Source organism: Enterobacter cloacae complex sp. SHL021, assembly GCF_049237765.1.
GTDB classification, from domain to species: Bacteria; Pseudomonadota; Gammaproteobacteria; order Enterobacterales; family Enterobacteriaceae; genus Enterobacter; species Enterobacter cloacae.
Window position 1 is genome coordinate 15,304 of the sequence record NZ_JBMKJG010000037.1, and the last position, 11,072, is coordinate 26,375.

24 protein-coding genes and 1 pseudogene are annotated in these 11,072 nt (G+C 50.4%); 1 reads left to right on the top strand and 24 read right to left on the bottom strand.

The window, feature by feature from the left end; translation table 11 throughout:
* Positions 1-2 precede the first annotated feature (2 nt).
* From rplO to rpsJ, 21 genes are all read right to left on the bottom strand, one after another.
* The gene (rplO, locus tag ACOTZF_RS24175) at positions 3-437 is read right to left on the bottom strand and encodes a 50S ribosomal protein L15 (RefSeq protein WP_013099022.1); all 435 of its coding nucleotides are present in this window, start codon (positions 435-437) and stop codon (positions 3-5) included.
* 3 nt (positions 438-440) lie between these two features.
* Positions 441-620, bottom strand: coding sequence for a 50S ribosomal protein L30 (gene rpmD, locus ACOTZF_RS24180; RefSeq protein ID WP_003863301.1), 180 nt, complete (start codon positions 618-620; stop codon positions 441-443).
* Between the two features lie 6 nt (positions 621-626).
* Entirely contained in the window at positions 627-1,127 is a 501-nt protein-coding gene (gene rpsE / locus ACOTZF_RS24185; RefSeq protein WP_003863299.1) for a 30S ribosomal protein S5, read from the bottom strand.
* A 14-nt stretch (positions 1,128-1,141) separates the two neighbouring features.
* The gene (rplR, locus tag ACOTZF_RS24190) at positions 1,142-1,495 is read right to left on the bottom strand and encodes a 50S ribosomal protein L18 (RefSeq protein WP_013099023.1); all 354 of its coding nucleotides are present in this window, start codon (positions 1,493-1,495) and stop codon (positions 1,142-1,144) included.
* Positions 1,496-1,504: 9 nt separating this feature from the next.
* Positions 1,505-2,038: a 50S ribosomal protein L6 gene (rplF, locus tag ACOTZF_RS24195; RefSeq protein WP_013099024.1), complete on the bottom strand. Its 534-nt coding sequence runs from the start codon at positions 2,036-2,038 to the stop codon at positions 1,505-1,507.
* A gap of 12 nt (positions 2,039-2,050) precedes the next feature.
* Positions 2,051-2,443, bottom strand: coding sequence for a 30S ribosomal protein S8 (gene rpsH, locus ACOTZF_RS24200; RefSeq protein WP_013099025.1), 393 nt, complete (start codon positions 2,441-2,443; stop codon positions 2,051-2,053).
* Between the two features lie 33 nt (positions 2,444-2,476).
* Positions 2,477-2,782, bottom strand: a complete 306-nt coding sequence (rpsN, locus tag ACOTZF_RS24205) for a 30S ribosomal protein S14 (protein WP_013099026.1) — start codon at positions 2,780-2,782, stop codon at positions 2,477-2,479.
* Between the two features lie 14 nt (positions 2,783-2,796).
* A complete protein-coding gene (gene rplE / locus ACOTZF_RS24210; protein ID WP_001096202.1) occupies positions 2,797-3,336 on the bottom strand; it encodes a 50S ribosomal protein L5 in 540 nt (179 codons plus the stop codon).
* Positions 3,337-3,350: 14 nt separating this feature from the next.
* Positions 3,351-3,665 carry a 50S ribosomal protein L24 gene (rplX, locus tag ACOTZF_RS24215; protein WP_000729185.1) on the bottom strand — a complete coding sequence of 105 codons (315 nt, stop codon included), beginning with the start codon at positions 3,663-3,665 and terminating at the stop codon, positions 3,351-3,353.
* A 10-nt stretch (positions 3,666-3,675) separates the two neighbouring features.
* Positions 3,676-4,047 (bottom strand): 50S ribosomal protein L14, encoded by a 372-nt coding sequence (gene rplN, locus ACOTZF_RS24220; protein ID WP_002919748.1) that lies wholly within the window; start codon positions 4,045-4,047, stop codon positions 3,676-3,678.
* Between the two features lie 166 nt (positions 4,048-4,213).
* Positions 4,214-4,468: a 30S ribosomal protein S17 gene (gene rpsQ, locus ACOTZF_RS24225; protein ID WP_008503489.1), complete on the bottom strand. Its 255-nt coding sequence runs from the start codon at positions 4,466-4,468 to the stop codon at positions 4,214-4,216.
* On the bottom strand, positions 4,468-4,659 hold the full coding sequence (gene rpmC / locus ACOTZF_RS24230) for a 50S ribosomal protein L29 (protein WP_013099027.1): 192 nt from the start codon (positions 4,657-4,659) through the stop codon (positions 4,468-4,470). The genes rpsQ and rpmC overlap by 1 nt, the downstream gene beginning before the upstream one ends.
* Positions 4,659-5,069, bottom strand: coding sequence for a 50S ribosomal protein L16 (rplP, locus tag ACOTZF_RS24235; RefSeq protein ID WP_002919759.1), 411 nt, complete (start codon positions 5,067-5,069; stop codon positions 4,659-4,661). The genes rpmC and rplP overlap by 1 nt, the downstream gene beginning before the upstream one ends.
* A 12-nt stretch (positions 5,070-5,081) precedes the next feature.
* Positions 5,082-5,783: a 30S ribosomal protein S3 gene (gene rpsC, locus ACOTZF_RS24240; RefSeq protein ID WP_000529945.1), complete on the bottom strand. Its 702-nt coding sequence runs from the start codon at positions 5,781-5,783 to the stop codon at positions 5,082-5,084.
* Positions 5,784-5,800: 17 nt separating this feature from the next.
* Complete coding sequence (gene rplV, locus ACOTZF_RS24245; RefSeq protein ID WP_002919773.1) at positions 5,801-6,133, bottom strand: 50S ribosomal protein L22; 333 nt, start codon at positions 6,131-6,133, stop codon at positions 5,801-5,803.
* 14 nt (positions 6,134-6,147) lie between these two features.
* Complete coding sequence (gene rpsS / locus ACOTZF_RS24250) at positions 6,148-6,426, bottom strand: 30S ribosomal protein S19 (protein ID WP_001138117.1); 279 nt, start codon at positions 6,424-6,426, stop codon at positions 6,148-6,150.
* 16 nt (positions 6,427-6,442) lie between these two features.
* Positions 6,443-7,264: a 50S ribosomal protein L2 gene (gene rplB, locus ACOTZF_RS24255; RefSeq protein WP_000301859.1), complete on the bottom strand. Its 822-nt coding sequence runs from the start codon at positions 7,262-7,264 to the stop codon at positions 6,443-6,445.
* A 17-nt stretch (positions 7,265-7,281) separates the two neighbouring features.
* A complete protein-coding gene (rplW, locus tag ACOTZF_RS24260) occupies positions 7,282-7,584 on the bottom strand; it encodes a 50S ribosomal protein L23 (protein WP_000617546.1) in 303 nt (100 codons plus the stop codon).
* Entirely contained in the window at positions 7,581-8,186 is a 606-nt protein-coding gene (gene rplD, locus ACOTZF_RS24265; RefSeq protein WP_000424395.1) for a 50S ribosomal protein L4, read from the bottom strand. Before rplD ends, rplW begins: the two co-directional genes overlap by 4 nt.
* A gap of 10 nt (positions 8,187-8,196) precedes the next feature.
* Positions 8,197-8,826, bottom strand: coding sequence for a 50S ribosomal protein L3 (gene rplC, locus ACOTZF_RS24270; protein WP_003863274.1), 630 nt, complete (start codon positions 8,824-8,826; stop codon positions 8,197-8,199).
* 32 nt (positions 8,827-8,858) lie between these two features.
* Positions 8,859-9,170, bottom strand: a complete 312-nt coding sequence (gene rpsJ, locus ACOTZF_RS24275) for a 30S ribosomal protein S10 (protein ID WP_001181005.1) — start codon at positions 9,168-9,170, stop codon at positions 8,859-8,861.
* Positions 9,171-9,551: 381 nt separating this feature from the next.
* Between rpsJ and ACOTZF_RS24280 the strand changes: the two genes are divergently transcribed.
* Entirely contained in the window at positions 9,552-10,025 is a 474-nt protein-coding gene (locus ACOTZF_RS24280; protein WP_094916744.1) for a prepilin peptidase, read from the top strand.
* On the opposite strand, the gene bfr is transcribed toward ACOTZF_RS24280, so the two are convergent.
* From bfr to tuf, 3 genes and pseudogenes are all read right to left on the bottom strand, one after another.
* Positions 10,009-10,485: a bacterioferritin gene (bfr, locus tag ACOTZF_RS24285; RefSeq protein ID WP_013099029.1), complete on the bottom strand. Its 477-nt coding sequence runs from the start codon at positions 10,483-10,485 to the stop codon at positions 10,009-10,011. The two genes, ACOTZF_RS24280 and bfr, sit on opposite strands and share 17 nt — an antisense overlap.
* A gap of 72 nt (positions 10,486-10,557) precedes the next feature.
* A complete protein-coding gene (gene bfd, locus ACOTZF_RS24290; protein ID WP_008503493.1) occupies positions 10,558-10,752 on the bottom strand; it encodes a bacterioferritin-associated ferredoxin in 195 nt (64 codons plus the stop codon).
* 179 nt (positions 10,753-10,931) lie between these two features.
* Positions 10,932-11,072, bottom strand: a pseudogene (gene tuf, locus ACOTZF_RS24295) (elongation factor Tu); the annotation flags it as partial.

Genomic DNA, 11,072 nt, shown 5'->3' on the forward strand with positions numbered 1-11,072 from the left:
ACTTATTCCTCAATTTTACCGCCAGCAGCTTCGATAGCAGCACGAGCACCTTTAGTAACACGCAGGCCACGAACAGTTACCGGAGTAGAAACTTCACCAGCCAGGATCACTTTCGCGAACTCGATCTGGATACCGATAATGTTAGCTGCTTTCAGCGTGTTCAGGTCTACAACGCCGCCTTCAACTTTCGCCAGGTCAGACAGACGGACTTCCGCTGTGATCGCTGCTTTGCGAGAAGTGAAGCCGAACTTCGGCAGACGACGGTACAGTGGCATCTGGCCACCCTCGAAACCGCGACGTACGCCACCGCCAGAACGAGAGTTCTGACCTTTGTGACCACGACCACCGGTTTTGCCGAGGCCAGAACCGATACCACGACCCAGGCGTTTACCCGCCTTTTTAGAGCCTTCGGCCGGAGACAGAGTATTTAAACGCATCTCTTACTCCTCAACTTTAACCATGAAGTAAACCGCGTTGACCATACCGCGAACAGCAGGAGTATCCTCGCGCTCAACGGTATGACCAATACGACGCAGACCCAGGCCAAGCAGCGTTGCCTTGTGTTTCGGCAGACGACCGATTGCACTGCGGGTTTGAGTGATTTTAATAGTCTTTGCCATGGTCAATTACCCCAGAATTTCTTCAACGGATTTACCACGCTTGGCAGCGACCATTTCTGGAGAATTCATATTTTCCAGGCCATCAATAGTTGCACGAACCACGTTGATCGGGTTGGTGGAACCGTATGCTTTAGCCAGAACGTTATGAACCCCAGCAACTTCCAGAACGGCGCGCATTGCACCACCGGCGATGATACCGGTACCTTCTGAAGCTGGCTGCATGAATACACGAGAACCCGTGTGAACACCTTTAACTGGGTGCTGCAGGGTGCCGTTGTTCAGCGCGACGTTAATCATATTGCGACGGGCTTTTTCCATCGCTTTCTGGATCGCTGCTGGAACTTCACGCGCTTTACCGTAACCAAAACCAACGCGACCGTTACCATCGCCAACTACAGTCAGAGCTGTGAAGGAGAAAATACGACCACCTTTAACGGTTTTAGATACGCGGTTTACCGCGATCAGCTTTTCCTGCAGTTCGCCAGCTTGTTTTTCGATGTGAGCCATCTTACACCTCTACCTTAGAACTGAAGGCCAGCTTCACGGGCAGCATCTGCCAGTGCCTGGACACGACCATGATATTGGAACCCGGAACGGTCAAAGGATACATTGCTGATGCCTTTTTCCAGAGCGCGTTCAGCAACAGCTTTACCAACAGCTGCAGCAGCGTCTTTGTTACCGGTGTACTTCAATTGTTCTGCGATAGCTTTTTCTACAGTAGAAGCAGCTACCAGAACTTCAGAACCGTTCGGTGCAATTACCTGTGCGTAAATGTGACGCGGGGTACGATGTACCACCAGGCGAGTTGCACCCAGCTCTTTGAGCTTGCGGCGTGCGCGGGTCGCACGACGGATACGAGCAGATTTCTTATCCATAGTGTTACCTTACTTCTTCTTAGCCTCTTTGGTACGCACGACTTCGTCGGCGTAACGAACACCCTTGCCTTTATAAGGCTCAGGACGACGGTAGGCGCGCAGATCTGCTGCAACCTGGCCAATCAGCTGTTTATCAGCGCCTTTCAGCACGATTTCAGTCTGAGTTGGACATTCTGCAGTGATACCGGCCGGCAGCGGATGCTCAACAGGGTGAGAGAAGCCCAGAGACAGGCCTACTGCATTCCCTTTGATCGCTGCACGATAACCTACACCAACCAGCTGCAGCTTCTTAGTGAAGCCTTCGGTAACACCGATAACCATTGAGTTCAGCAGGGCACGCGCGGTACCAGCCTGAGCCCAGCCGTCTGCGTAACCATCACGCGGACCGAAGGTCAGAGCATTATCTGCATGTTTAACTTCAACAGCATCGTTGAGAGTACGAGTCAGCTCGCCGTTTTTACCTTTGATCGTAATAACCTGACCGTTGATTTTTACATCAACGCCGGCAGGAACAACGACCGGTGCTTTAGCAACACGAGACATTTTTTCCTCCGATTAGGCTACGTAGCAGATAATTTCGCCGCCAAGACCAGCCTGGCGCGCTGCACGATCAGTCATAACACCTTTAGAGGTAGAAACAACTGCGATACCCAGACCGGCCATAACTTTTGGCAGCTCATCTTTTTTCTTATAGATGCGCAGACCTGGGCGGCTGACACGCTGAATGCTTTCTACAACAGCTTTACCCTGGAAGTACTTAAGAGTCACTTCCAGTTCCGGCTTGGTGTCGCCTTCAACTTTAAAATCTTCAATAAAACCTTCGTCCTTCAGCACGTTGGCGATTGCCACTTTCAGCTTGGAGGAAGGCATGGTGACCGCAGCTTTATTCGCGGCCTGACCGTTACGGATACGGGTCAGCATATCCGCGATCGGATCTTGCATGCTCATCTGTCTTTACTCCCGTGATTCAATTGGTGACAATTACCAGCTAGCCTTTTTCAAGCCTGGCACTTCACCGCGCATGGCGGCTTCACGCAGCTTAATACGGCTCAACCCGAACTTGCCCACATAACCATGTGGACGACCTGTTTGACGGCAGCGGTTACGCTGACGAGACGGGCTGGAATCACGCGGCAGAGTTTGCAGCTTGAGAACTGCGTTCCAACGATCTTCGTCGGAAGCGTTCACATCAGAGATGATCGCTTTCAGTTCAGCGCGTTTAGCGAAGAATTTATCAGCTAAAGCTACGCGTTTTACTTCGCGTGCTTTCATTGATTGCTTAGCCATTCAGTAACCCTACCTTACTTGCGGAACGGGAAGTCAAAGGCAGCCAGCAGAGCACGGCCTTCTTCGTCAGATTTCGCAGTAGTGGTAATGGTAATATCCAAACCACGCACGCGGTCGACTTTATCGTAGTCGATTTCTGGGAAGATGATCTGCTCACGGACACCCATGCTGTAGTTACCACGACCGTCGAATGACTTAGCGGACAGGCCACGGAAGTCACGGATACGAGGTACAGCAATAGTGATCAGGCGCTCAAAGAACTCCCACATGCGTTCGCCACGCAGAGTTACTTTACAGCCGATCGGATAGCCCTGACGGATTTTGAAGCCTGCAACTGATTTGCGTGCTTTGGTGATCAGCGGTTTTTGACCGGAGATTGCTGTCAGGTCAGCTGCTGCGTTATCCAGCAGTTTCTTGTCAGCGATCGCTTCACCAACACCCATGTTCAGGGTGATCTTCTCGACCCGAGGGACTTGCATGACAGAATTGTAGTTAAACTCAGTCATGAGTTTCTTAACTACTTCGTCTTTGTAGTAATCATGCAGTTTCGCCATCGTACTACTCCAAATTACTTGATAGTTTCGCTGTTAGACTTGAAGAAACGGACTTTTTTGCCGTCTTCGAATCTAAAGCCTACACGGTCAGCCTTGCCGGTTGCCGCATTGAAGATTGCAACGTTAGAAACCTGAATAGCAGCTTCTTTTTCAACGATGCCGCCTGGTTGGTTCAGGGCCGGAACCGGCTTCTGATGTTTCTTAACCAGGTTGATACCTTCAACAATGACCTTGCCGGAAGACAGGACATTTTTTACTTTACCGCGTTTACCTTTATCTTTACCGGTTAACACGATAACTTCGTCATCACGACGGATTTTCGCTGCCATGATTCGCTCCTTAGAGTACTTCTGGTGCCAGAGAGATAATTTTCATGAACTTCTCAGTACGAAGTTCACGAGTTACCGGCCCAAAGATACGCGTGCCGATTGGCTGCTCGCTGTTATTGTTCAAAATAACGCATGCATTACCATCGAAGCGAATGACAGAACCGTCAGGGCGACGAACACCCTTCTTGGTGCGCACCACTACCGCTTTCAGCACATCACCTTTTTTGACCTTACCACGTGGAATTGCTTCTTTGATGGTGATCTTGATGATGTCGCCTACGCCTGCGTAGCGACGGTGCGAGCCACCCAGAACCTTGATACACATTACGCGACGTGCACCGGAGTTGTCGGCGACGTTCAGCATAGTCTGTTCTTGGATCATTTTAGTGCTCCGCTAATGTCAACTACTACCTGAGACTCTAAAATCAGAGCCGTTAAAAAGCCCCATATCGAGGGCGCGGCATTATAACACCGCTTCTGCAATATGGGTAGAAAAAATAAACGGCTCATCGCTGAGCCGTTTATTCGTATCGAGAACGGGTACTGTATTACAGAACCGCTTTCTCTACAACGCGAACCAGCGTCCAGGACTTAGTCTTGGACAGTGGACGGCATTCACGGATTTCAACCTTGTCGCCGATACCACATTCGTTGTTCTCGTCATGTACGTGCAGTTTGGTCGTACGCTTGATGAATTTACCGTAGATCGGGTGTTTCACAATGCGTTCGATAGCAACAACGATGGATTTCTCCATTTTGTCGCTAACAACACGACCTTGCAGAGTACGGATTTTATCGGTCATTACGCACCCGCCTTCTCAGTCAGTAAAGTCTTAACGCGTGCAACATTGCGACGCACTTGCTTCAGCAGGTGGGTCTGTTGCAGCTGGCCACTTGCAGCCTGCATACGCAGGTTGAACTGCTCGCGCAGCAGGTTCAGCAGCTCAGCGTTCAGCTCTTCAACGCTCTTTTCACGCAGCTCTTTTGCTTTCATTACATCACCGTCTTAGTTACAAAGGTGGTTTTGATAGGCAGTTTCGCTGCTGCCAGGCCGAAGGCTTCACGGGCCAGCTCTTCCGGAACACCGTCCATTTCATACAGGACTTTGCCCGGTTGGATCAAGGCAACCCAGTACTCCACGTTACCTTTACCTTTACCCATACGAACTTCCAGCGGCTTCTCGGTGATCGGTTTGTCCGGGAATACACGGATCCAGATCTTACCTTGACGCTTAACTGCACGGGTCATTGCACGACGTGCTGCTTCGATCTGACGTGCAGTCAGACGACCACGGCCAACAGCTTTCAGACCGAAAGTGCCGAAGCTAACATCCGTACCCTGCGCCAGACCACGGTTGCGGCCTTTGTGCACTTTACGGAATTTTGTACGCTTTGGTTGTAACATCAGCGACGCTCCTTATTTACGGCCTTTACGCTGCTGCTTTTTAGGTTGAGCAGCCGGTTTTTCCGGTTGTTCAACAGCAGCCATACCACCCAGGATCTCACCTTTGAAGATCCATACCTTAACGCCGATTACACCGTAAGTGGTGTGCGCTTCAGAGGTGTTGTAGTCGATGTCAGCACGCAGAGTGTGCAGCGGTACGCGACCTTCACGATACCATTCGGTACGTGCGATTTCCGCGCCGCCCAGACGGCCGCTAACTTCAACTTTGATACCTTTAGCGCCCAGACGCATTGCGTTCTGTACAGCACGCTTCATAGCACGACGGAACATAACACGACGTTCCAGCTGAGAAGTGATGCTGTCAGCAACCAATTTAGCGTCCAGTTCAGGCTTACGAACTTCAGCGATATTGATCTGTGCAGGAACGCCAGCGATATCCGCTACGACCTTGCGCAGTTTTTCTACGTCTTCGCCTTTCTTACCGATAACGATGCCAGGACGAGCAGTGTGAATAGTCACACGGATGCTCTTAGCTGGACGCTCGATAACGATACGAGATACAGACGCTTTAGCCAGTTCCTTCGTCAGGTACTGACGTACTTTAAAATCGCTGTCCAGGTTGTCAGCGAATTCTTTGGTGTTCGCAAACCAGGTAGAGTTCCATGGTTTTACAATACCCAGGCGAATACCATTAGGATGTACTTTCTGACCCATTGCTAGTCTCCAGAGTCTCAGCGATCGGACACAACCACAGTAATGTGGCTGGTGCGCTTCAGGATGCGATCTGCACGACCTTTCGCACGCGGCATAATGCGCTTCATGCTTGGGCCTTCATCTACGAAAATTTTCGCGACTTTCAGATCGTCGATGTCAGCGCCATCGTTGTGTTCAGCGTTAGCAATGGCAGATTCCAGTACTTTCTTGACCAATACCGCAGCTTTCTTGTTGGTATAGGTCAGGATGTCCAGGGCCTGCGACACTTTCTTACCGCGAATCAGGTCAGCAACAAGGCGAACCTTCTGTGCAGAAGAACGAGCATGGCGATGTTGAGCTAAAGTTTCCATCTCTTCCTCCTACCTTATTTCTTCTTCGCTTTTTTATCAGCAGCGTGGCCGCGATAAGTACGAGTCGGTGCGAATTCACCCAGTTTGTGACCAACCATTTCGTCGGTAACAAAGACTGGAACGTGCTGACGACCATTATGGACAGCGATGGTCAAACCGATCATGTTAGGAAAGATCGTTGAACGACGGGACCAAGTGCGCAGGGGCTTCTTGTCTCCGCTTTCCACCGCTTTCTCTACCTTCTTCAGCAAGTGCAGGTCAATAAAAGGACCTTTCTTGAGAGAACGTGGCATGGCTTATCCTCTAAAATTATTTGCTACGGCGACGTACGATAAATTTATCAGTACGCTTGTTGCTGCGGGTCTTCTTACCTTTGGTCTGAACGCCCCACGGAGTTACCGGGTGCTTACCAAAGTTACGACCTTCACCACCACCATGTGGGTGGTCTACTGGGTTCATCGCAGTACCGCGAACGGTAGGACGAACACCACGCCAGCGTGCAGCACCAGCTTTACCCAGAACGCGCAGCATATGCTCAGCATTGCCAACTTCGCCCAGAGTAGCGCGGCAGTCTGCTTCGACTTTACGCATTTCACCAGAACGCAGACGCAGGGTGACATAAGCACCGTCACGCGCAACGATCTGAACGTAAGTACCCGCGGAACGCGCCAGCTGACCGCCTTTACCTGGTTTCATTTCTACGTTATGAACGGTAGAACCAACCGGGATATTGCGCATCGGCAGGGTGTTGCCTGCTTTGATTGCAGCATCAACGCCAGACTGAATCTGGTCGCCAGCTTTCAGGCCTTTAGGGGCCAGGATGTAACGGCGTTCGCCATCTTTGTACAGAACCAGCGCGATGTTCGCGGAACGGTTCGGATCGTACTCAAGACGCTCAACAACTGCTGGGATACCGTCTTTGTTGCGTTTGAAGTCAACAATACGATAAGCCTGCTTGTGGCCACCACCGATGTGACGAGTGGTGATACGGCCATTGTTGTTACGACCACCGGATTTGCTGTTTTTTTCCAGCAACGGAGCAAAAGGTTTGCCCTTGTGCAGCTCAGGGTTAACCACTTTAACTACGTGGCGACGACCCGGAGATGTCGGTTTACATTTAACAACTGCCATTGTATTACTCCTCCGACTTACTCAGCGCCGCCAACGAAGTCCAGGTTCTGGCCTTCTTTCAGGGTGACGTAAGCTTTTTTCCAGTCGCTACGACGACCGATACGCTGTCCGTGACGTTTAACTTTCCCTTTAACTACCAGGGTGTTAACGACTTCGACTTCGACTTCAAACAGTTTCTGCACAGCAGCTTTGATCTCTGCTTTGGTCGCGTCTTTAGCAACTTTGAGAACGATGGTGTTTGTTTTTTCCATCGCAGTAGACGCTTTTTCAGAAACGTGCGGTGCGCGCAGCACCTTCAGCAGACGTTCTTCACGAATCATGCCAGCATCTCCTCAACTTGCTTAACAGCATCAGCAGTCATTACGACTTTGTCGAAGGCGATCAGGCTAACCGGGTCGATACCAGTCGCGTCGCGTACGTCAACCTTGTGCAGGTTGCGCGCGGCCAGGAACAGGTTCTCGTCCAGCTCACCGGTGATGATCAGCACATCTTCCAGAGCCATGTCTTTCAGTTTCTGTGCCAGCAGCTTAGTTTTAGGCGCTTCTACAGAGAACTTCTCGACAACGATCAGACGATCCTGACGTACCAGCTCGGACAGGATGCTTTTCAGCGCGCCGCGGTACATCTTTTTGTTAACTTTTTGACTGTGGTCCTGTGGACGCGCAGCGAAGGTCACGCCACCTGAACGCCAGATCGGGCTCTTGATAGAACCTGAACGCGCACGGCCGGTACCTTTCTGGCGCCATGGCTTTTTGCCAGAACCAGTTACTTCAGCACGAGTCTTCTGAGCACGAGTACCCTGACGAGCACCAGCTGCATAAGCAACAACAACCTGGTGAACCAGCGCTTCGTTGAAATCACGACCGAAGGTAGTTTCGGAAACAGTCAGCGCGCTCTGCGCGTCTTTCAATACTAATTCCATTGCTATCCCCTTACGCCTTCACAGCTGGTTTAACGATCAGGTCGCTACCGGTTGCACCCGGGACCGCACCTTTAACCAGCAGCAGGTTGCGCTCAGCGTCAACACGTACTACGTCCAGGCTCTGAACAGTTACACGTTCGTTGCCCAGCTGACCTGCCATTTTCTTGCCTTTGAACACTTTGCCCGGAGTCTGGTTCTGACCGATAGAACCCGGAACGCGGTGAGACAAGGAGTTACCGTGAGTAGCGTCCTGGGTACGGAAGTTCCAGCGCTTAACGGTACCAGCAAAACCTTTACCTTTAGAGGTACCGGTTACGTCAACTTTTTTAACGTCAGCAAACAGCTCAACGCTAATGTCCTGACCTACGGTGAACTCTTCGCCTTCAGCAAGACGGAATTCCCACAGACCACGGCCAGCTTCAACGCCAGCTTTAGCGAAGTGACCCGCTTCTGGTTTGGTTACACGGTTAGCTTTTTTAGCACCAGTGGTAACCTGAATAGCGCGGTAGCCATCGTTAGCCAGATCTTTAACCTGAGTAACGCGGTTTGCTTCAACTTCGATTACGGTTACTGGGATAGAAACGCCATCTTCAGTGAAGATGCGGGTCATACCCACTTTTTTACCGACTAAACCAATCATTGTTTCAACCTCTCAATCGCTCGATGACCTGATTAACCCAGGCTGATCTGCACGTCTACACCGGCAGCCAGATCCAGACGCATCAGAGCATCAACGGTTTTCTCAGTTGGCTCAACGATGTCAACCAGACGCTTGTGAGTGCGGATTTCGTACTGATCACGCGCGTCTTTGTTAACGTGCGGGGAGATCAGAACGGTGAAGCGCTCTTTGCGGGTCGGCAGCGGGATCGGACCACGGACTTGCGCACCAGTGCGCTTAGCAGTCTCGACGATTTCCGCGGTTGATTGATCGATCAGACGATGATCAAACGCTTTAAGGCGGATACGGATTCTTTGGTTCTGCATGAGACCAGAGCTCCAATTATTTTATAAACGAAAATGATTACTCCTCAAACCCATTACGATTGATGGGAGAGTGTAACCGTTCTTACGTAGCTCCCCAATTGGGAGCATTGTTGAGTAACAAAATGAGTCACTCCGGTTCAGATTGAACCCGCCGTCAATTACGACAAGCCCGCGCATTATACGTAAATCTGGACAAGACGCAAGTGCCGTTTAGAATTTAAGCGCTAATGGTGTACCTTGCGTAAGGCCTCGCACTATTTTCTGCAATCCGTCCCCTTTCTTCTGTTCTTATGAAACCACTACGCAATTACATTTTTTGGCTATTGCCAGGCATTCGTGGTGTGGAGAGTATGCGCTGAAATTCACCTTGAGGTTTCGTTCATGCTTACTCTCCTCCCCTTCCTGCTCATCTATTTTGTTCTCTCAGGTTTACTGGTGCGTGAAGATATTCGCTCAGGCATTCTCCCTGATAAATATCTCTGTCCCCTGTTATGGGCTGGTTTGCTCTATCAACTCTGTCTTCACCCTGATTTTCTGCCTGGCGCAGTGGTCGGGGCGATGGCAGGGTATGTCGGCTTTGCCATGATCTACTGGGGTTATCGGCTAATATTTCGCCGTGAAGGGATGGGCTATGGCGATGTGAAGTATCTTTCAGCGCTCGGTGCATGGCATGGTTGGTGCGTGTTGCCCGAACTGGCACTGGTTGCCGCACTATTGGCGCTGCTCTACCTTCTTATGACTTCGTTGTTCAACCCTGTCAGACGGACATTAAAAAACCCACTGCCTTTTGGGCCATTTCTGGCGGCAGCGGGTTTATGTGTAGGTTGGCAGACGCTGGTTAATCTTCCACTTTAATCTGCGACTGGAGATAGTTTTGCAGGCCAATTTTGCCAATGAGATCCAGCTCGGTTTCCAGCCAGTCGATATGCCCTTCTTCATCGGCCAGAATCTGGATCATCATATCGCGGCTAACGTAGTCATGGACGCTGTCTGCGTAGGCAATAGCTTCGCGAAGGTCTTTTGCGCCTTCAAGTTCAAGTCTGAGATCGGATCGCAGCATCTCTTCAACATCTTCACCGATGCCGAGTTTACCGAGGTCCTGCAGGTTGGGGATGCCTTCGAGAAATAAAATACGCTCGATATATTTATCGGCATGTTTCATCTCATCGATGGATTCGTGATACTCAACGTCGTTGAGGCGCATGAGGCCCCAGTTTTTAAACATTCTCGCATGGAGAAAATACTGATTGATTGCGACAAGCTCATTTCCCAATAATTTATTGAGATAACTTATGATTTTAACATCACCTTTCATTATATAGTCCCTCCGCTTCCACTCATTGAAGCGTAGATCGGGCTACAGGGATGTCAAAAAAAAGATGGGCGCTTACGCGATCTCTTTGTATTCCGGGATCTGCATCAGTTCATCCTGCATGATTTCACGCGCTGCGCGTACGCATTTACCGCATTGATTTCCCACTGGAACAAACTTGCGAAGTTGCTGGAAGGACTGTGGCTGAAACTGGCGAACGGCCTGACGTATTTTTTTGTCACTCACACCATTACATAAACAAACGTACATAAAGACTCCCGTTCAAAATATGCGCAAAGTGTAAGTGAGAATGGTTATGATTACAATAGCACAAACGCCAGTATACGGGGCGGGAGCAAACAAAAAATGCGAAAATTTGTGACAAATACACACGCTAAGAAAACAAAAAAGGACGCCGAAGCGTCCTTTTTTTATTCGGGGATAATTAATTAGCCCAGAACTTTAGCAACAACGCCCGCGCCAACGGTACGGCCGCCTTCACGGATTGCGAAACGCAGACCGTCGTCCATCGCGATTGGGTGGATCAGCGTCACAACCATCTTGATGTTGTCGCCTGGCATTACCATCTC